This window comes from Colwellia psychrerythraea (genome assembly GCF_000764185.1).
GTDB classification, from domain to species: Bacteria; Pseudomonadota; Gammaproteobacteria; order Enterobacterales; family Alteromonadaceae; genus Colwellia; species Colwellia psychrerythraea_B.
The window spans coordinates 455,463-475,300 of sequence record NZ_JQEC01000011.1 but is presented as its reverse complement, the minus strand read 5'-3'; the positions used below and the strand labels follow the sequence as shown (position 1 = coordinate 475,300).

The following is a 19,838-nucleotide window of genomic DNA, read 5'->3' as shown; positions in this document are numbered from 1 at the left end:
AATTACGATTTGTTATATCTAATTTTACCGAAGTTATGGCACTGCAGTGATACTGGTAAATCAGTTAATGTTTGTTAAACGCTCAATACCATCCCGCAAGTAAATAATCTAGCCGCTCTCATTAAAGCCATGGACTTATAATAATTTTCTCTTTCCATAGAGTGTTTATGTTGCTCTTGCCATAGGGCGCGCAGTTATTTAATTGAACAATTACTTATTATGCTGATCTACGTTACTTTTTGTTGGAAAATAAATTTCCGTGCAAACCTAGATTCCTAGGGGGAAACGGTTATCCAAGTCTGCGGAATTCTCTTGGAGATACACCTATTAGCTTTTTAAAGTACCTACCCATATGACTCTGGTTCGAGAAACCAACATTAAGCGCAATGTCTGCCAATTTCAATTTAGAATGTATTAAGGCATGTTTAACATGTTCTATCCTGATGTGAGTAAGATATTCTTGTGGTGTTTGTGCCAGACTTTCTTTGAACATTCTGCAAAAATGAAATTCGCTTAATTGAACTAAATCAGCTAATTCAGATAAGTATATTTGTCTTTGATAGTTTGCATGTATGAAGTCACAAACGAGAAAACAAGTTTTAGGAGACAAACCGCCTGTTAATGGTGATTTTATTTGTTTATTGCCCATGTTTTGCAACATAGAAATTAAAATAGTATCTGTTACTTGCTCCATCGCTAACTGCATATCGTTGATATGCCAGTTAGCACTTGCCACACTATGCCGAAATAAGGCCTCTAATCCTAAATCCTGAGTAAAGGTGAGCTCTGGTAAGTCAATTGTACGGGGGTCTATATCAAATACTCTTAAAGCTAAGCGTTTGATATAAGTATCATCAAAATACAGGTGCATAAACTCTTGTGTATCACCTACTTGCCATTGACTATCAGCACCTTTAGGCATTAAGCAAAACTTACCTGGCGCACCTTTATTGGCATTAATATCGGTTCTAAAAGTATTGTAACCACCCGTTAAGTACATGCTTAGCGTATGTTGCTTATTATTTACATAAGATAGTTGCTCATTTTCATTACGGTAATGTGCCCATGTTAAACTATGTGTTAATGACTTTTCTCTTACACAAATCTTTTTTGAATGCTCAAAGCTGATAACTTTTTTACTGATAGGATTATTAATAGTAGTTTTTTTAATAACAGAGTTCATGCACTAACACTAACGGTTAACGATAATGGGCTCAAGTCGCCTAACAGAAATAACCGCAATATTGTGTTAGTTTGCTAAAGATTGTGACAGAACTCTCTGTTATAAAAGTTAATCATGAATGCTCAATTTGGGTTTGGGTTAGTGAAATATGACGGCTTTTTTATATGTATTAATGATTTTTGTTTGGGGGTTTTCTTGGATCGCAATCAAATGGCAGCATGGCAGCGTAGCCATGGAAGTTTCTATTTTTTATCGATTTCTCTTTGCTGCCGTGGTGATGTTTGTCATCGGAAAATTATTTCATAAATTACAATCCGTCAGTATGAAAGATCAAAAGTACTTTGCACTGCAAGGTTTATGTTTATTTTGTTGTAACTTTCTATTTTTTTATAGTTCTACACTTTATATTGCTAGTGGTTTAACTGCGGTTATCATGGCTACTGCTCCTATTTTAAATGCTATTCATGGTCGTATACTTTATCGAACTAAAGTCAATAATAACTTCTACTTAGGTGTGGCGGTCGGTTTAACCGGTATCACTAGTTTATTTGCAGGCGACTTATTAACAACAAGTTGGTCTGAAGAAGTGTTTTTGGGGATGTTCTATGCTCTGGCTGGTACTTGGTGTTTCTCAATTGGCAACATGATCAGTATTCGTAATACTCAAAATAAAATCCAGCCTTTTACGGCAACAAGCTATGCGATGGTTTATGGCTGTATTGCTTTATTAATCATTGTTTTATTTAAAGAGCTTAGTTTTGAGATTGTATTTAATACTCGTTATGTGGCAAGCCTTGCCTACTTAGCAATACCAGCATCTGTTATTGGTTTTACCGTTTACTTATTATTGGTTGATAGAATAGGGGCAAATAATGCGGCATATTTATTGGTTATTACCCCCATAGTGGCTTTAATTATTTCAAGCATATTCGAAAGTTATCAATGGACAGTATTTTCAACTGTAGGTTTATTATGTGTTGTATTAGGCAATGTTATTAGCCAAATTAAAAAACCTGTATTGTCATTTTTTATCAAGGCTAGTGAGGTAGATTTTAAAGCTAAGCAATCAAAGGCTCAATAAATTTATTTTAAATAATCGTAAGTTATTGTTTTTACTTAAACATAAAGTACTCATTATCCAGAGTACAGGTTAGCTAAACTAGTTATAGGGAGGTTGTATTTTAGTTGATTTAATTTGTTAGTCATTTGATTAAAGCTTATTAGCAGATAGTCGATAAAAAGGTATCGTTAGCAGCTTAATCAATAACAAGTTAACTGAAACAATTGTAGGATTTATAGATGGAAATTTTTACTACTCAGCTAACACGTGTAGTCGCCGTACCCATTAAGCCGGCAAGCTTAAAGGTTAAAGCGCTGTTGAAAGAGGCGGCTAACAGTAAACTGAGTCAAGACCCTGACCATCTTGAAAACCATGAGTATTATTTTACTAGTGAAGACGATCAATACCACTCCAGTCAGCAGAATGCTAAGCAAGAAAGTGAGCAAGAGAAACAGGCACAGCAAGAAAACTATAAAGAAATACAAGATCATCAACAAAGTACTCAGCAGCAAACTGAAAAAGAGGCTGTAGAATCTAAGCAAACTAAGCAGAAAAACGATAAACCTAATCACCTCGATTTATACGCTTGATAGTTTGAAGATCAAAAGTCACTAATAAACTCACTTAAAAGCATTACTTTTGGCACTGTTTAGCTAAGTCTAAAGTATTTATTATTCTCCTAACTTATTAGGAGAATGTAATGTCCCGCAACTTAGAAATTGAACAACTGACCATTGACCGAGGTATTAATTCCTCTAATAACTATTCTTCTAGACAAAAAATAAAGGCGGCATTCGCTTTTATGCTGCTGGTCTTAGTCTTTTGCAGTGGTTTTGTTATTCAAGCGGCATATCTGCCAACAAATCAAACTGACAGCAGAGGTGGCCTGCAAAAAAATTCGGTTAGAACTCTTGTTACTGACACAGCTAAAAAAATTAGTGTCGACAGTCATCCTAAAAGAATCACACAAGTTATTACTCAAAGCTCAGTACTTGATGCTAGTGGTCATATCGTTGCTAGGCGTATTGCTACTGTATCATCACGAGTAACTGGCAAGTTAAATAAGTTAAATATTGAAGAAGGTCAACGTGTTCAACGTGATCAAATAATAGCCGAACTTGACGATAAACAAGCCAGAATATCTTACCAACTCGCACAAGCAGATCTAACGGCTAATAAAGCTAGATTTACCGAACTTCTCATAGTTCATCAGCATGAGTTAAAGCGCCTAGAGCGTCACCTCATTCTCTTTAATAAGACGCTTATTAGTGAGCAATTTCTTGATGATACACGCTTTACTACTGAAAAAGTTGCAGCACAACTTATTAATAAAAAAGCCTTAATTGAGCAGAGCAAACATAAAGTTGCCTTAGCTCAATATCAATTAGAACAACACAAGATACGTGCGCCATTTAATGGTGTAGTCATCAGTAAAAATGCCCAAGTAGGAGAACTAATTTCTTCAGGCTCTTCCGGTGGAGGTTTTATCCGCACAGGTGTTGGCACCATTGTAGATATGAGTTCATTAGAAATAGAAGTAGAAGTTGCGGAAAGTTTTATCAATCGAGTTCACCCCAATCAAAAAGCTATCGCAACGTTAGACGCCTATCCAAATTGGCAAATACCCAGTGAAGTCATTGCTGTTATTCCCACCGCCGATAGACAAAAAGCCAGTATTAAAGTGCGCGTAAAGCTACATACTCAAGACAGAAAAATATTACCAGATATGGGGGTAAAGGTGAGCTTCTTAGGCGGTTGATTGGAAAGTATAGAGATTAACTAACGCTATCTTGAATACCTTATTGGATAACGTATTAAAAAATCAGTGAGAGTTAGTCAATAAGTCATAAATATTTAGGGAAATATCATGCAAAACAATAATCAAAAAAAAGTAGCTATTGAATTAATCAACATAAATAAAAGCTACCAAAAAGGCAGCAACAAGGTTGTTGTGCACGACAATTTTAATTTATCGATAGCAAAAGGTGAATTTGTCGCGTTAATGGGACCATCAGGATTAGGTAAGAGTACCTTACTGAACTTAATTGGCGGATTAGATTTACCAACTTCAGGCAGTGTAATTATTGATAATCAGCGAATTGATACCTTATCGGAGGGGAAGTTATCAACATGGCGCGCTGAAAATATTGGCTTTGTTTTTCAATCACATCATTTATTACCGGTATTAACCGCGCAAGGCAATGTTGAATTGCCTTTGTTATTAACGGCTCTAAATAGCAAACAAAGAAAGCAACACGCAAGCTTAGCGCTACGTTTAGTTGGTATGGAGGAACGCGCTAAGCATTTACCTAAAGAACTATCTGGTGGTCAAGAGCAACGAGTTGCTATTGCGCGAGCAATTGTCAGTGATCCTAAAATAATTTTGTGTGATGAGCCTACTGGAAATTTAGATAGAAAAACGGCTGATGAGATTTTGACATTACTAACCACGCTTAATAAATATTTTGGCAAAACTATAGTCATGGTGACTCATGATTTAAGGGCGAGCGAATATGCCAGCAGAGTAATTAATTTAGAGAAGTACATACATGACAGTAAACAAAACCAATTGTCTGCGGTCGAGGTTAACTCATGAATATATTTCAGTTAGTTTGGGTTAATAGTTTTCGTAAGAAAACACGTTTTAGCTTGACCTGTATATCGGTAATGATTGCCTTTTTTTTATTCTCAATTTTAGCCGGAATTAATCATGCGCTAACGAGTAATGTCAGCAGTAATAATCAATTAAGGCTACTTACCAGTCATAAAATATCCCTGGCTAGGTCTTTACCTATTAATTATCAGCAAAAAATTGCCGTCATTGCTGGCGTAGAAAGTGTTAGTTATGCCTCTTGGTTTGGCGGTTTTTTTAAAGACGAAACCAATCAACTCGCAGTTTTAGCTGTTGACCATAACAGTTACTTTGAAATGTTCGATGAATATTACATCTCGAAGTTACAACTTGAACAGTGGAAAAAAACACGAACAGGGCTTGTAGTAGGGCAAGCAATCGCTAATAAATACGACTGGAAAGTTGGCGATAGAGTGCCGCTAAATTCTTCTATTTGGATGAATAGAGAAGGTTCTTTTACCTGGCCATTTACTGTTGCTGCCATCTATCAAAGTGCTGATGGTGCGAGTGGAGAAAAACAAATATTCTTTCAGCATAGTTATTTTGATAAAGCTCGTGCTTATGCGAGAAACACGGTGAGTTGGTTAACACCTAAAGTAACAGAGCAAGCTGATGTAGATGAAGTGAGTCAACGGATAGATAAATTGTTTGTTAACTCTAATGGCGCGACAAGAACAACAACCGAACAAGTTTTCATTAAAGAGCGGGTACAGCAATTTGTAGATATGGCAATGGTTATAAAGTTAGTCGTTATTGCGGTGTTTTTTACCTTGTTACTGATAGTGTGCAATACCATGGTGCAAAGTAATAGAGAACGTTTGAATGAAAGTGCCATGATGAAAGCTCTTGGTTTTTCTAGTCTATTTTTGATTGCTCAAGTGTATCTAGAGTCATTTTTTATACTGGCACTTGGCGCCTTGTTTGGTTGCATGTTTGCACTGTTATGTTTAGTTTGGCTTAGCCAATTGTTTGCTAACTTCCTTCCCGGTATAGCCATTGATAACAGTCATTACCTCAGTGTAGCTTTACTGGTACTTACTGCAGCAACCCTGTGTAGTTTACTACCCGCTTTAACGCTTAATCGTTTAACCATAAGTAAGACCTTAGGAGCAAAAGCATAATGGTTCAATTAATTAATCGTAGTCTAGCAAAAGTTAAACAAGCGATGGGCTTAGCAACAATAAACTTAAAAAGCTTTCCACATCGAGCTATTGCGTCATCAGTGAGTATATTGAGCATTGCCTGTGTTGCAGCGGTAATTTTATCTGTGCTTGCTATGACGCAAGGTATGGTTAAAACCTTAGAGAAAACGGGCCTTGATGATACCTTAATCGTAATGCGTGCAGGCGCAATATCAGAATTACAAAGTGTCATGTTCCCTGCAGAAGTTAATATTCTAGCAAACCATGCTCAAGTACTTAAAAATAATGATAACCAAGCAATGGTTTCAGCGGAAATGTTTGTTAATGCCCAAATGTTATACCTTGATAAAGCCGGTGAGACGCATATTGAAAAACTAGCACTAAGAGGCATTAGTAAAGGTACTTATCGCTTTCGTCCTCACTTTAAAATGGCTGCTGGGGTAAAGTTTAAAACTGGTATCCGACAAGTTATTATCGGACAAGCAATAGCTCGAAAAATACCTGAGTTAACCGTTGGTTCTACCATCACCCTTGGTGGTGCTCAATGGTTTGTTAGTGGCATATTTAGTGATAATAACAGCGTTTTTGAGTCTGAGTTATGGGCTGACATTGGCATGATACAAAGTGACTACCAACGTGGTAATACTATACAGTCAGTTCGATTGGCATTGAAAAAGAATACTGATATCACAGCGCTTAACAAAGAGTGGCAAGATGATCCACGCTTAAACTTACGCATCATGTATGAAAAGCAATTCTTTGCCAGCCAAGCAGAAGATTTAACTCGATTAATACGTTGGGTTGGCTTTCCTGTGGCGTTTATTATGGCACTTGGCGCTATGGTTGCCGCGCTCAATACCATGTACGCCACTATCGCTAGCCGTAGTAAAGAGATAGCGACTCATAAAGCAATAGGTTTTAGTGGCGTTGCTATCTGCTTTTCTATTCTTTTCGAAGCTTTGCTTATTGCTCTAGTCGGTGGACTCTTGGGTATTCTTCCTTTGTACTTTATTTTTGATGGTTGGACCGCCTCAACCCAAGATGCCAATAACTTGAGTCAAATGTTGTTTAATTTTGAGCTAACTGTTGGCTTAATGATGCAAACATTACTGTTTTCTATAAGTATCGGTTTATTAGGTGGCATTCTGCCAGCGATAAAAGCCATGTCTTTACCTGTTACTGTAGCGTTAAGAGACAATTAAATTAGGCTAAGTTTATAAAACTTAACTTATATTTTTCAATCATGCCAAAAGTCATGAAAACAATCTGATTAAAATGTGACTTTTGGCACCTGACCCTAAAGCCGACATCTCATATCATTACTTTGTCGAAACAATTTGGCTTAGCAAATAGTATCAGCTGAGTCGCTCTTGAAGAACATGACTCAAGTTAAAATATAAATTAGCCATCGATTAATTATTAATTCACAATCAAAAAATAAGGAAAACATTATGTTCATTAAAAAAATGATCCGTTTCTCAGTAAGCAGTTTAGTACTAGCAGCAATAAGCTCGTTATCATTAATCGCCATGATGAGCCAGCAAGTTATTGCAGCAGACTTAACTGTAAATATTAGTGAAGTAAATCAGGGTAAGGGGCATATCATGGTTGGCCTTTACTCAGGAACAGAAGCGTTTAGCCAAGGGAAATCCAGCTTTGGCTCAAGGGTGAAAGCGGATAACGAAAACGAGCAAGTTATCTTTAAAGATATACCGGAAGGTGAGTATGCTATTAAAATTTATCAAGATGAAAACAGTAATCAAAAGCTAGATTTTAATTTTATTGGTATTCCAAAAGAGGGTTATGGTTTTAGTAATAATGTTGGTCGATTTGGTAGTCCCAAATACCAAGATGCTAAATTTACTGTTGAAGAAAAAACAGAAATTGAAATAGAATTATTTTAATATCATGCTCATAGCCCCTAACAAATTAAAACGCTTTAGCATTGCTACAGTGTTTTATCCCTAAAAATTACGGTAATCAATTATGTTTAAGTCCTTTATTCCAGAACATTTATATAAAGATTGGCTATTACATTTTTCTGGTTTTTTGACTTGGTCTATTATTTGTTTCCTTTCTTTGAATAACTTACCTGTAGGTGCGGAGCTATTTTTAAAGTTAACTGCCTTTTTAAGTTTTTATTTATCTTTTGCCATTATAGTTTCCTCTAAGGCGGCAGACTTTCCAAGACGCGATAAGTTAATATTGCTGTGCCAAGTGGTTGTAGTATTGATATTGATCAAATTTGACAAATACGATATAGCCCCTATTTTATTAGTGCTTATCGCTACGCAATTACCATCAAGGTTTAGCCGGCGTCAAGCCATGTACATTATGATTTCTATTACGGCGGCGCACTTTCTACTTAAATTCGATGGTAATATGCTTAATACGCTTTTCCATGTAATTATTTATCTTATGCTGCAAGTTTTTGGTTTTTCAGCCATAGAAAGTAACTTAAGAGAAGTCAAAGCTAAAGAAGAACTTAGCGCTATTAACCAAGAATTACTGGCGACACGTTTTATGCTAAAAGAATCATCACAACGTAAAGAACGTTTAAGAATTTCGCGTGATTTACATGATGTTATTGGCCATCAGTTAACCGCTTTAGCGTTGAACCTTGAAGTAAGCCGACATAAAGTACCTGAAGAATTTAAACCTTTATTAGGGCAAAACCTTGCTCATGCAAAAACCTTACTGTCAGACGTACGTGAAGTAGTCAAAGAAATGCGCACCGAAGAGCAGTTTGACCTGGTAGATAAGCTGTCTGCGCTTATTGAACAATTACCAGGTTGTCAGCTTAAGGTGGAGTCTGCGCCTAAGATTAATGCCTTATCTTTGAAGCAACAGTTGATGTTTTGTTTACAAGAAGGGGTGAGTAATGCCATACGTCATGGTAAAGCGAATACATTCACTCTATCAGCCATAAAAACTGAGCAGCAGCTAAGTCTTTATTTACTTGATAATGGCTCAGTGAAATCGGCGAATGTATTATCTAGTATGGAGTCTGATAAAGAGGATAATCAACTAGTTAATCAACCAGACAATCAACTAGTTAATCAACCAGACAATCAAAGAGATAAGCAGTCGGGTAGTGGTTTAGCGGGGATGCAAGAGCGCTTAGCAGACTTTAACGGCTTAGTTGAGTTAATCCAAACATCGACAGGTTGTACTTTAAAAATTCAAGTGGAAGATAGTTATGACTGATCAAGTAGACAAGTTTGCAAGTAATTTAGAAAAGCATACCGAAAACAATATTATTAATGTGGCGTTAGTTGATGATCAACAGCTTGTACGACAGGGCATTGCGGGGCTGTTAACCTTAAGTGATGACATTAATATTATTTGGCAGGCAGAAGATGGTGAGCAAGCACAGCTAAAGCTCAATGAACAGCAACCCGATGTACTTTTACTTGATATTCGTATGCCAAAACTATCGGGTATTGAGTTAGTGAAAATATTAAGATCACAAGGTAATACCTTACCCATTTTAATGTTAACTACGTTTGATGATAGCGAATTGTTCATGCAAAGTTTACAAGCTGGCGCTAATGGTTTTTTACTGAAAGATGTTTCACTTGAAAAACTGGTTAATGCGGTAAAGACTCTTGCAAAAGGTGGTTTCGTGGCTGAGCCAGTAGTAATGAAACAAATTAATAAAGATTTTGATGTTTCTCCGGTATTAGAAAAATTATCTGAGAAAGAACGCCAAATTTTAAAACTAATGGCAGGAGGATTTTCTAATAAGGAAATTGCAGCGAGTATTTTTCTAGCCGATGGTACGGTAAAAAATCATGTTTCGAATATTTTAGCCAAGCTAAATACCCGTGATAGAACCCGTGCGGTAATAACTGCCTTAAATGAAGGCATTATCTAATAAACACCTTTATAACATCTGATGTAGCGAAGCATTGAGCAAAGCGCTAGTAAAGATAAGTAATATAGGTATAATTCTTAGCTATTCCTATTCGTTTGATAACAGGTTTAAAATGTTATTAAGCCAAGTTGCCGATAGTTAGTTTTATTCATGACCGCCTCAATCAGTAGTTCAATTTCTAGTGTTAGCAAAGCTTTCGCCAATGATGGTGTTTTAGCCAAAGCCATCACCGGTTTTTCACCTCGCCAAGCGCAAACAGACATGGCACTAGATGTTGCCCATGCTATTGATGAGCAGTCATCACTTATTGTTGAAGCAGGTACGGGAACAGGAAAAACCTTTGCTTATTTAATTCCCGCTTTTTTAGCGCTAAACCCAAAAAAAACTAAAAAAATTGTAGTTTCAACGGGTACCAAGAACTTGCAAGAGCAGCTCTTTCATAAAGATATTCCTCTGATCAAAAAGGCGTTAGCGAGTAATGCACAAGTTGCTTTATTAAAAGGTCGGGCAAACTATTTATGTAACTACCGTTTAGGGCAATATCAAGATAGTCGCGGCCAACTCGATGCACAAATGCTGCAAGACCTAGTCAAAATTAAAACCTGGGCCAATGGCACACAAAGTGGTGATATTGGCGAATTAGTTAATGTCAGTGAAGACTCAACTATCTTTCCATTTGTCACTAGTACTTTGGATAATTGTTTGGCGAGAGATTGCCCAGACTATGAGGCTTGTCATTTAGTTCGAGCCCGGCAAAAAGCCAGTGATGCCGATATTATCGTGGTGAATCACCACCTGTTTTTTGCTGATATGGCTTTAAAAGATACCGGTTTTGGTGAGCTAATTCCTAAAGCGCAGGTAATGATTTTTGATGAAGCTCATCAAATAGGTGATATCGCCAGTGAATATTTTGGTGAGGCATTTTCTAGTAAACAACTAGTAGATTTGTGCACCGACGTATTACAAGTACATCGTAGTAGTTTAACTGATGTTAAACAGTTAGGTTTGGCTGCTGAAAAGCTACAAAAGACCTGCCAAGAATTTCGTTTGTTATTTAATTATGATCCCGAGCGAGGCAACTGGCGAGAGAAGCATAAGCAAACGCAATTTCAGCAAAAATTTGCCAATTTAAAAATTGATTTAGATTTTCTTTATCAAGTAATAAAGCTTTGTGTGTCAAGAAACGAAGCGATAGATAATTGTTTTGATCGCGCGGTTAACCTGCTTGCCCAGTATGAGGTAATGGCCAATGTAGAAGCTTATGGCATGAGTTTTTGGTATGAAACAACGCCGCGCAGTGTGGTCTTGCATCAAACCCCGTTAACCGTGAGTGATAAGTTTAGTGCCGTTGTTAAAGAATCAGGCGCAGGCTGGATTTTTACCTCAGCAACTTTGGCTGTAGATAATAGCTTTTCGCACTTTGCTCAACATTTAGGTTTGCAAAGTGCTAAACAGTTAATGCTTGATAGTCCTTTTGATTATCAGGCGCAATCACAACTTGTTGTGCCTCGCTATTTACCGCAAGCTAATGATAAAAATCGTGCTTTAAAATTGGCTGAGCTGGCAGAGCCATTAATTAAAGCCAGTAAAGGCGCCTGTTTTATGCTTTTTACTAGTTATCGAGTTATGCATCAGGTTGCTGAAACATTGGCGGAAAGTATTGATAACCCATTATTAGTACAAGGACAAATGGCTAAACGAAAATTACTCGAACAGTTTATAGAGCAAGATAATGCAGTATTACTGGCCACGGCAAGTTTTTGGGAAGGTATTGATGTTCGAGGTGATAAGCTTACTTGTGTGATTATCGATAAATTACCTTTTGCTTCGCCGGACGACCCTTTACTACAGGCTCGCTGTGAAGATATTAGACGACAAGGCGGTGAGCCTTTTAGTCAAATCCAATTACCACAGGCCGTCATCGCCTTAAAGCAAGGGGTAGGCCGACTTATCCGTGATGTTAGTGATCGCGGGGTAATGGTTATTTGTGATGATAGGTTAGTGAATAAGCCCTATGGTGAAACTTTTTTGAAAAGCTTACCGGATATGAAGCGAAGTCGAGATATCAATAAAGCAGCTAAGTTTTTGGAAACCTTATCTTAAAGGTCTAAATTTCTATATGATATCACCTAGTGTGCCGCGCTATTTCCTCAATGTAGGCGTAGTGAAGTAATATAAAAAACGAGTGCCTAAGCACTCGTTTTTTATATGTTCAGCACTATTGTTAATTGCTACTAGCGGGAAACATCTACCATCAAGTCATCAGCAATTTGTTCTAAGGCATAGATAAGGTCATCAATTGATTTATCAGCAATAGCAATTTGTACCTTAGCTTTGAAAATATCTTGGCCGCTATAGGCTGCACTATCTTGTGAACTCACTAATTTGATTAAGTTGCCACTTTGATGGTGAATCACAGACGAAACATCTTGTACTATACCGGGTCTATCATTGGCGGTAATTTCTAACACTAAATTACTAACAATTTCGGGTAAGTTTGGCTCTGCTACTTCAATTTGACAACTTAAACCATTAATGTTTTTTAGCTCATTAACTAAGCCTTCAGAATGTTCACTTGCCACGGCTACTTCAATAACACCGGCAAAAAAACCGGATAAACGATGTAGGCTACTGACTTGCCAGTTGCCTTGATTTTTTGAGATTATTTTGGATAAGGTATCTACTAGGCCAGTTTGATCAGGGCCAATACAAGAGATTACTAGATGATTCATTAAGACTCCTAAAAGGTCATTTGGGTTGCTAAGGAAAATTTTTTAACTTATATACGTGATAACTGATCGAGCTCTTTATTAAGCTGCTCGCTATCGCCAAGGTTTAGTTCTACCAAACGGCGTAGATGAGTAACACTGTCTATGTCGATAGCATTACACTGCAAACCAGTTTCGTTTTTTTCAACGTGGACAACAGCAATGTTCATTGTAACTTCTGACTCATTGTCTGACAGTAAAAAGTGCAGAGTACCAAGTTTACCTTTTAATGATTCTTTACTGTCTATTGCGGTAACTAAAGCACCATTAAGAGAAATATCATGGATAGATACAGGGTATGTCTGTTCTTCAATTTCTATCTCCGCTTTTATTGAAAATAAAATGCGAGTAAATTGTCGTCTATTTTCCATGTCTATCTTCCACTTTAGCTTGAACATTTTTGTTGCGAGTGTATTTAGCATAGCCCTATTTTATTGAAAAGTAAAAAGTTACCGAACACAAAAAAGCCAGTTAAAATCAAAATTTTAACTGGCTTTATCTAGATATTTAACGGTTAAATCATTAACTGAACATAGCAAAGTTACTCAGGCGTTCGCAATGACTACTTTAATTTAGTAATTAACCTATTTTTTTGTATTTAATTCTATGTGGCTCTGTTGCTGCAGGTCCCAAGGTTTTTTTCAACCAAGCTTCATAATCAGTAAAGTTGCCCTCATAGAAGTTAATTTGACCTTCATCACGGTAATCTAGAATATGAGTTGCAATGCGATCTAAGAACCAACGGTCATGGGAAATAACCATGGCACAACCAGGGAACTCTAATATCGCTTCTTCAAGTGCACGTAAGGTCTCAACATCTAAATCGTTGGTTGGTTCATCGAGCAGTAATACGTTACCACCTGTTTGCACTAGCTTAGCTAAATGCACACGGTTACGTTCTCCACCAGATAACTCACCAATGATCTTTTGTTGATCGTTACCTTTAAAGTTAAAGCGTGAACAATAAGCACGACTTGGAATTTCAAAGTTACCAATTTGCAAAATGTCATGGCCTTGAGAAATTTCTTGGTAAACCGTTTTGCTGTCATCCATGTCATCACGGAACTGATCAACACTGGCAAGCTTAACTGTATCGCCCAATACTACTTCACCAGAGTCTGGTTTTTCAGCGCCAGACATCATTTTAAATAGTGTCGATTTACCCGCGCCGTTTGGCCCGATAATACCAACAATAGCGCCTTTAGGTACGCTAAAGCTTAAGTCATCAATGAGCACTCTATCGCCAAATGATTTGGTTAAGTTATTAACATCTAATACTTTATCACCTAAACGTGGCCCAGGTGGAATGTAAAGTTCGTTGGTTTCATTACGTTTTTGATGATCTTGACTATTCAGCTCTTCAAAGCGTGCCATACGGGCTTTGCTTTTTGATTGGCGCGCTTTAGGGTTTGAACGTACCCATTCTAGCTCTTGCTTGATGGTTTTTTGTAATGCATTTTCTGTTTTACCTTCACGCTCAAGACGGGCATCTTTTTGCTCAAGCCAATTGGTATAATTACCTTCATAAGGAATACCATGTCCTCTATCAAGCTCTAATATCCAACCAGCAACATTATCTAAGAAATACCTATCATGGGTGATTGCTACTACAGTACCAGGATAGTCATGTAAAAAACGCTCTAACCATGCAACCGATTCAGCATCTAAATGGTTAGTTGGCTCATCCAGTAATAACATATCTGGTTTTTCAAGCAATAAGCGACAGAGTGCAACACGACGACGTTCACCACCACTTAGTACAGCAATTTTTTGATCCCACTCAGGTAAACGTAATGCATCAGCAGCACGTTCCAATACGTTATCGATATTATGACCATCATTCGCGTTGATTATATCTTCTAACTCGCCTTGCTCTTTAGCTAGTTTATCAAAATCAGCACCCTCTTCAGCATACTCGTTATAGACTTGGTCTAAACGTGCCATGGCGTTTTTAACTGTCGCAACGGCTTCTTCAACCGCTTCGCGTACTGTTTGATTTTCATCAAGTTGAGGCTCTTGTGGTAAATAACCAATTTTAGTACCGGCTAATGCAACAGCATCACCTTCAAATTCTTTATCAACACCCGCCATAATACGAAGCAGGCTAGACTTACCTGAGCCGTTTAAACCCAATACACCAATTTTAGCGCCAGGGAAAAAAGATAGGGAGATGTCTTTTAAAATGGTGCGTTTCGGCGGAACAATTTTCGAAACGCGGTTCATCGACATGATGAACTTATCTGGTAACGGCTGAGCCATGTAGATACCTTTTTATATGAAGAGAATTATAATTGCGGTTATTTTAGGTTAAACATTAGGTGATTAGCAAAGTAAACTTGTTTTTTATTGAAATGAATTTATTTAACTTTCGACAGGAAAGTGAGAAAGTTAAAAGGAGCTTGTTTGTTATCAAGCTCCTTTCATATTTAGACTTTGCTTAGGTTAGCGTTAATGAGAAATACTTAAACCATTAACGCCATTCAAACTGTCTAAATATTGTTTGGTGATATCATCAAGCGGATTATTCGTAATACCTAGTGATTTTAATAAACTTAAACTTGAAATATCTATTGTGGTTAAAAGGTTATCTTTAAGATTTAATCTTATTAGTTTTGATTGACTATTTAAGTCAATGTTTAGCAGCCGATTATGGATCAAAGTTAATTCTGTTAATTCTATCAGGGCTGATAAATCTATGCTTGATAGCGCTCCATCTCGTAGAAATAAGTTTTCTAACTTGGTGAGGAGGCCTAAGTTCATATCTAATAAGGGGTAGTTTTTATTACTGTTTGCCGATAAAAATAGAGAACTTAGCTCAGTCTGTGCAGTTAAATCTACACCTGTCAGTGATTCATTAGATAACAGCTTTAAAATCCGTAGCTCTTTTTGAGCATTTAAATCTAACGTATCAAGGTAACTGTTTGATAAATAGATTGAATGAAGGTTACTTTGCTTACTTAAATTTAACCAAGTAAGACTGGTAGCTCCTAGACTCAATGATGTTAAGCTTGGTTGCTCACTCAAAAATAAACTGTATATTGGGCTATTGAAGACATGGAGGGTGGTGAGTTCGTGGTTATTGGTAACATCTAAAAATTGCAAGTTACTGTTCCATATTACTAAGGTTTTTAGCTTGTTTTGTGAACTCAAATCAAGTTTAGCAAGTGAATATACTTCTAGCGTAACTACTTCCAACAGAGTTGCATGAGTAAGATCAATAGCTTGAAGTAAATTACTTCTTATCTCTAAGGTTTCTAGCTTAATATTAGTGTTTAAGTCAATATCGCTTAGCTTATTGAGAGAAAGCTTTAAACTGTTTAGGTTTAGGTTTGTACTTAAATCGATAGAAGATAAATCTTGTCCAACAATGGTTAAATCTGTGAGTTTGATATTTTTACTTAAATCCATACTTTCAATGGTGTTAAATTGGACATTATATTTACCTAGTACACTTAGGTCTAAAGACGTTAGTTCTGTTAAAAGTGTTAAGTCAATGGTGGTGAATTGGTTATCGACTAAAGCGAGCACTGAGACCTGTGGATCTTCAGGGAATACTATATTGGTCAGTTCATTTCCATTAGCGTATAAATTCTTTAAATTTTCTTGAGCAGATAAGTCTAAATTGGCCAGTTGGTTATTTGTAATATCTAAACTTATTAACTTTGTTTGCGCAGATAAGTCTAAATTGGCCAGTTGGTTATTTGTAATATCTAAACTTATTAACTTTGTTTGCGCAGATAAGTCTAAATCGGTTAGTTGACTATTTGTAATATCTAAACTTATTAGCTTCGTTTGAGCAGATAAATCTAAACTGGTAAGTTGATAATTTCTAATACCTAAACTTATTAGCTGCGTTTGAGCAGTTAAGTCTAAATTGGTTAGTCTGTAACCAAAAAGACTTAACTTAGTCAGTTTTGTTAGGGAAGTTAAATTGATACTTGTGATTGGGTTGTAAAAAAGGTCTAATTTTGTCAAGTTAGTAAAAAGTTCTATCCCTTTTACGGATGAAATCTCCATATTGGGACAAGTTAGTTCTATAAAGTCAGTGGAAAATAGGTAGCCTTTAAATTCAGCCTGTTCCAAAATACACTTTTTAAATGACTCATCTTCAAAAGCTATATCTGATAGATCATAAGGTGATGCTTGTATAGTGAGGCTAAACTGCTTTGTTGTAGCTTCACCTTTATCATCTTTGACCACTAATTCAAATATTAGCTCTAAATCTTCATTGGTATTTGGCGCTGTAAAACTTACCCAGTTCTTATCTTCTAACGATAAGTCAAGGCCAAGGTCAATGCCTGAAACTTGTCGCCACGTATAACTTGATATAAAACCATCAACATCTTCGGCAATAGCTACTAGTTGAACAGATGAGTACTCAATTATAGAATCTAAAGTAGGTACAGTTACTTGAGGTAGTTGGTTTGGAAAAGAAACTGTTATGTCACTTTCTTTTAATAAAATGATGAGTTGTTCTATGGTTTCTTCATTTATAGGATTCTCTTCTACATGCAAAGACCATAAATTGCTTAGCGCACTTAAATCGACTTCAGTAATTAAATTATTGTCTAATGCTAAGCTTCTTAAACTGAGTTGATTACTTAGATCAATACTGGTTAGTTTGTTGTAACTTAAATTAAGTATTTCTAATTTTGTTAGTTTACTGATATCTATATTTTCTAGCTTATTATTGGTGTCCGGTATTTCTTTGACAGTATTTGCGTTAACTACTAGTTCTTCAGGTGATTTTTGGTTAGAGATGGTGAGTGAAGTTAAGTTTATAAAATACTCTATTTCAGCAGCAGAGCTAATATCCTGATTAATACATGAGAGGGAAGTAAATTCTCTAGCAAGTTTCCAGTCTTTATTTTCAGCTTGATTAACTACACAAGCTGAAAAATTTTCATCTTCAAATACCATGTCTGCAATATCGTCATCTGCAGCCTTTATGGTAATGGTCGTTTCTTTGATAGTTTCATTTTGTCCATGAACCAATATAAATTCAAATGTTACTAGTTCATCTTTTTGAACATTGGGTGTAATAAAAGTTAATTGCGCATGACTATCACCCGCACTCGGTACGGGTAAGTCAAGCGTGATGCCTGATTTTTGCCGCCAGTTAAAACTATTAATACTGTTACTTCCATCTATTAATACAGCCGCCAAGGTAACTGAGTCATACTCAGTGACAGTTTGATCAGCTGGCAGCTCTAATGAAATGGTGTTTTTAGGGGGAGTTTCAGCATCACTATTTTCTTCACCACCTCCACCACAGGCAGTAAGACCGATAACTAAACATGATAATAGTAATGCTTTAAAAATGGAGATGTGAATAGACAACAGTTTATCCTTCCTTGAATAATATTCATTAGATTTTTGAGAGTAAAATACTTGATGAATATATCAGAATACCTAATGGTTGTAACTTGATTTAATTGAACTATTTGTCGATTTATTTTGAAAATCAATGAGGTAAAAGGGGGGAACAGTCCAGTGCATTTTAACTTCTTAGCTTGTGCGTTTCGGCGGAACAATTTTCGAAACGCGGTTCATCGACATGATGAATTTATCTGGTAACGGCTGAGCCATGTAGAAACCTTATTATTTTGAAGAGAAATTATATTGCCGATATTTTGGTTAAAGGCGCAAGGCAAGCAAATGAGATTGAGTGGATTTTTATTTTAGTTGTAGTCGGAGTAGGTAGATTACTTTTAGCTGTAACTCACAGTACATCCTTTATGATGTACTTGGCGCAAAGCAGTGACTTAATTTAAGACAATATTTTGCGTTGTCAAAGCGATGTGAAAAGATAAAACTCTTTACCTTTTCACATCGAGTATTTATTGATGTTTGAGAGGGTCAGTTCGTCTAAACTCTCAGCACGGTATTGGCTATGAGATAACACTTTAATTATGGTCTCTGCACCAATGATGTTACCTCTTTAACCTCGATAACTTTATTTTCAACTTTAATTGTACGCTGTTCATATTTAACGTTATCAGTTGCTAAGGCTAGCCCTGACAAGCTTAGTAACATGCCACTTACCGAAAGTACTAACGCTAGTGCCATTTTGTTAAAAGGTGCTGTAGTTGAATTCATAATAATCCCTTCACTGTTGCTTGCTTAAATCATGAGTTAAAAATTCATTAAGTCTATCTTGAACTATGTCTTGCCACTTATATGCCACTATTTTTTCATATAGATAACAAGTGATTAGGAAGTTGTACATTAGTTAAATTGTAAATCAATCCCAGTATCAGGATTGCAATGTACTGATATTGGGAATTGTGAGCATTATTTGTTAGAGCGTGCCGTGTACTTACTGTCAGATTGGCTTCTATCCAATTACAGTTCTTAACGGCAAGTTTACGAATCTCAACATTTAGTAGGAAAATCGTAGGTAGAATGGACTTTCAGATCAGCGCTTAGTAGAGGTTAATGGCAATATTTTTATCTCAACGGGCTTTAAATAATAAAAATAGTCAGCATAAAATGAAACCGTTCATAGTCATATTAGCCTTATTGTTAACGGGTTGTGGTTCAATTGGTGCTTATACTGAGAATCTAGCAGATACACAGGTAAGGTTTTCTGAGTACAGTACAAATACAGATAATCACCTTAAGAAAAAAGCCAACTTAAAAGTGGCTCAAACAGGTTTAGTTTCAGGTAATACCTTACTGTATTCTGCCGAGGGAAATAGCTTAGCTTTCAATTCGGGGCAAGGGAGTTCAACGGTGATTTACCCTTTATGGATAAATGAGTCTGAAGTTGATGAGGTTGAGTTTGCTATTAATAAGTATCGTCACTGGCAGGCTCAAACTACACCAGATAGTTACTTAACCATAAAGCCGATAAACGAGTATGTATCAGAGTGGATGAATGGTGTTACTTTTAAGTTTGGCTTATATAACTCCAAACAGGGAAAGGCCTTTCTAAGTGTCTGTTATGAATTTAGTGAAGTTGGTAGTTGTACCTTTACTTATATGATTGATAAAAAAAGTGTTGAACTTTTATCTGACGATTTAGATAAGTTTAAGTTATACCAATTCCATTAAATTATTGCCCACTTGTGCTGATTAAAATACTCTAAGACGCTCGATTTATTTTCCTACGCAAAACAAGATCACAAACTTAATAGAACTGGTATTATACTCATTCGGGCCAGTAAGCTAATA

General features: G+C 36.4%; 17 protein-coding genes. 11 read left to right on the top strand and 6 right to left on the bottom strand.

The window, feature by feature from the left end; all coding sequences use genetic code 11:
- Nucleotides 1–289 precede the first annotated feature (289 nt).
- Nucleotides 290–1,183 carry an AraC family transcriptional regulator gene (locus GAB14E_RS16165; protein WP_033081371.1) on the bottom strand — a complete coding sequence of 298 codons (894 nt, stop codon included), beginning with the start codon at nt 1,181–1,183 and terminating at the stop codon, nt 290–292.
- A gap of 148 nt (nt 1,184–1,331) precedes the next feature.
- On the opposite strand from GAB14E_RS16165, the gene GAB14E_RS16170 reads away from it, so the two are divergent.
- The 10 genes from GAB14E_RS16170 to GAB14E_RS16205 all read left to right on the top strand — a co-directional run bounded on the left by GAB14E_RS16170 (nt 1,332) and on the right by GAB14E_RS16205 (nt 11,997).
- The gene (locus GAB14E_RS16170; RefSeq protein WP_033081370.1) at nt 1,332–2,264 is read left to right on the top strand and encodes a DMT family transporter; all 933 of its coding nucleotides are present in this window, start codon (nt 1,332–1,334) and stop codon (nt 2,262–2,264) included.
- Between the two features lie 218 nt (nt 2,265–2,482).
- A complete protein-coding gene (locus GAB14E_RS16175; RefSeq protein ID WP_033081369.1) occupies nt 2,483–2,833 on the top strand; it encodes a hypothetical protein in 351 nt (116 codons plus the stop codon).
- 110 nt (nt 2,834–2,943) lie between these two features.
- A complete protein-coding gene (locus GAB14E_RS0122650) occupies nt 2,944–4,002 on the top strand; it encodes an efflux RND transporter periplasmic adaptor subunit (protein WP_052093521.1) in 1,059 nt (352 codons plus the stop codon).
- A 108-nt stretch (nt 4,003–4,110) separates the two neighbouring features.
- Nucleotides 4,111–4,839, top strand: coding sequence for an ABC transporter ATP-binding protein (locus GAB14E_RS16180; RefSeq protein WP_052093520.1), 729 nt, complete (start codon nt 4,111–4,113; stop codon nt 4,837–4,839).
- Nucleotides 4,836–5,996 (top strand): ABC transporter permease, encoded by a 1,161-nt coding sequence (locus tag GAB14E_RS0122645; RefSeq protein WP_052093519.1) that lies wholly within the window; start codon nt 4,836–4,838, stop codon nt 5,994–5,996. Before GAB14E_RS16180 ends, GAB14E_RS0122645 begins: the two co-directional genes overlap by 4 nt.
- Entirely contained in the window at nt 5,996–7,219 is a 1,224-nt protein-coding gene (locus GAB14E_RS16185; protein ID WP_033081368.1) for an ABC transporter permease, read from the top strand. The genes GAB14E_RS0122645 and GAB14E_RS16185 overlap by 1 nt, the downstream gene beginning before the upstream one ends.
- 249 nt (nt 7,220–7,468) lie before the next feature.
- Nucleotides 7,469–7,921 (top strand): DUF2141 domain-containing protein, encoded by a 453-nt coding sequence (locus tag GAB14E_RS16190; protein ID WP_052093518.1) that lies wholly within the window; start codon nt 7,469–7,471, stop codon nt 7,919–7,921.
- Between the two features lie 82 nt (nt 7,922–8,003).
- Entirely contained in the window at nt 8,004–9,224 is a 1,221-nt protein-coding gene (locus GAB14E_RS16195) for a sensor histidine kinase (RefSeq protein WP_033081367.1), read from the top strand.
- Nucleotides 9,217–9,894: a response regulator transcription factor gene (locus GAB14E_RS16200; protein WP_052093517.1), complete on the top strand. Its 678-nt coding sequence runs from the start codon at nt 9,217–9,219 to the stop codon at nt 9,892–9,894. The genes GAB14E_RS16195 and GAB14E_RS16200 overlap by 8 nt, the downstream gene beginning before the upstream one ends.
- Before the next feature lie 150 nt (nt 9,895–10,044).
- Nucleotides 10,045–11,997 (top strand): ATP-dependent DNA helicase, encoded by a 1,953-nt coding sequence (locus tag GAB14E_RS16205; RefSeq protein ID WP_052093516.1) that lies wholly within the window; start codon nt 10,045–10,047, stop codon nt 11,995–11,997.
- A gap of 131 nt (nt 11,998–12,128) precedes the next feature.
- Here GAB14E_RS16205 and GAB14E_RS16210 read toward each other — a convergent pair whose 3' ends face one another.
- The 5 genes from GAB14E_RS16210 to GAB14E_RS16230 form a co-directional block, all read right to left on the bottom strand.
- A complete protein-coding gene (locus GAB14E_RS16210; protein ID WP_033081366.1) occupies nt 12,129–12,626 on the bottom strand; it encodes a glycine cleavage system transcriptional repressor in 498 nt (165 codons plus the stop codon).
- Nucleotides 12,627–12,673: 47 nt separating this feature from the next.
- Nucleotides 12,674–13,033 (bottom strand): PilZ domain-containing protein, encoded by a 360-nt coding sequence (locus GAB14E_RS16215; RefSeq protein ID WP_033081365.1) that lies wholly within the window; start codon nt 13,031–13,033, stop codon nt 12,674–12,676.
- Nucleotides 13,034–13,241: 208 nt separating this feature from the next.
- Nucleotides 13,242–14,921, bottom strand: a complete 1,680-nt coding sequence (gene ettA / locus GAB14E_RS16220) for an energy-dependent translational throttle protein EttA (RefSeq protein WP_033081364.1) — start codon at nt 14,919–14,921, stop codon at nt 13,242–13,244.
- Nucleotides 14,922–15,110: 189 nt separating this feature from the next.
- A complete protein-coding gene (locus GAB14E_RS16225) occupies nt 15,111–18,002 on the bottom strand; it encodes a hypothetical protein (protein WP_033081363.1) in 2,892 nt (963 codons plus the stop codon).
- Nucleotides 18,003–18,572: 570 nt separating this feature from the next.
- Nucleotides 18,573–18,761 (bottom strand): hypothetical protein, encoded by a 189-nt coding sequence (locus GAB14E_RS16230; protein ID WP_033081362.1) that lies wholly within the window; start codon nt 18,759–18,761, stop codon nt 18,573–18,575.
- Nucleotides 18,762–19,100: 339 nt separating this feature from the next.
- On the opposite strand from GAB14E_RS16230, the gene GAB14E_RS16235 reads away from it, so the two are divergent.
- Nucleotides 19,101–19,718 (top strand): hypothetical protein, encoded by a 618-nt coding sequence (locus tag GAB14E_RS16235; protein WP_231561999.1) that lies wholly within the window; start codon nt 19,101–19,103, stop codon nt 19,716–19,718.
- The last annotated feature ends 120 nt before the right edge of the window (nt 19,719–19,838 follow it).

Excerpts from the sequence above, each read along its gene's own strand:
- GAB14E_RS16165 (WP_033081371.1), bottom strand. The coding sequence starts at position 1,183 with ATGAACTCTGTTATTAAAAAAACTACTATTAATAATCCTATCAGTAAA.
- GAB14E_RS16170 (WP_033081370.1), top strand. The coding sequence starts at position 1,332 with ATGACGGCTTTTTTATATGTATTAATGATTTTTGTTTGGGGGTTTTCT.
- GAB14E_RS16175 (WP_033081369.1), top strand. The coding sequence starts at position 2,483 with ATGGAAATTTTTACTACTCAGCTAACACGTGTAGTCGCCGTACCCATT.
- GAB14E_RS0122650 (WP_052093521.1), top strand. The coding sequence starts at position 2,944 with ATGTCCCGCAACTTAGAAATTGAACAACTGACCATTGACCGAGGTATT.
- GAB14E_RS16180 (WP_052093520.1), top strand. The coding sequence starts at position 4,111 with ATGCAAAACAATAATCAAAAAAAAGTAGCTATTGAATTAATCAACATA.
- GAB14E_RS0122645 (WP_052093519.1), top strand. The coding sequence starts at position 4,836 with ATGAATATATTTCAGTTAGTTTGGGTTAATAGTTTTCGTAAGAAAACA.
- GAB14E_RS16185 (WP_033081368.1), top strand. The coding sequence starts at position 5,996 with ATGGTTCAATTAATTAATCGTAGTCTAGCAAAAGTTAAACAAGCGATG.
- GAB14E_RS16190 (WP_052093518.1), top strand. The coding sequence starts at position 7,469 with ATGTTCATTAAAAAAATGATCCGTTTCTCAGTAAGCAGTTTAGTACTA.
- GAB14E_RS16195 (WP_033081367.1), top strand. The coding sequence starts at position 8,004 with ATGTTTAAGTCCTTTATTCCAGAACATTTATATAAAGATTGGCTATTA.
- GAB14E_RS16200 (WP_052093517.1), top strand. The coding sequence starts at position 9,217 with ATGACTGATCAAGTAGACAAGTTTGCAAGTAATTTAGAAAAGCATACC.
- GAB14E_RS16205 (WP_052093516.1), top strand. The coding sequence starts at position 10,045 with ATGACCGCCTCAATCAGTAGTTCAATTTCTAGTGTTAGCAAAGCTTTC.
- GAB14E_RS16210 (WP_033081366.1), bottom strand. The coding sequence starts at position 12,626 with ATGAATCATCTAGTAATCTCTTGTATTGGCCCTGATCAAACTGGCCTA.
- GAB14E_RS16215 (WP_033081365.1), bottom strand. The coding sequence starts at position 13,033 with ATGGAAAATAGACGACAATTTACTCGCATTTTATTTTCAATAAAAGCG.
- ettA (WP_033081364.1), bottom strand. The coding sequence starts at position 14,921 with ATGGCTCAGCCGTTACCAGATAAGTTCATCATGTCGATGAACCGCGTT.
- GAB14E_RS16230 (WP_033081362.1), bottom strand. The coding sequence starts at position 18,761 with ATGAATTCAACTACAGCACCTTTTAACAAAATGGCACTAGCGTTAGTA.
- GAB14E_RS16235 (WP_231561999.1), top strand. The coding sequence starts at position 19,101 with ATGGCAATATTTTTATCTCAACGGGCTTTAAATAATAAAAATAGTCAG.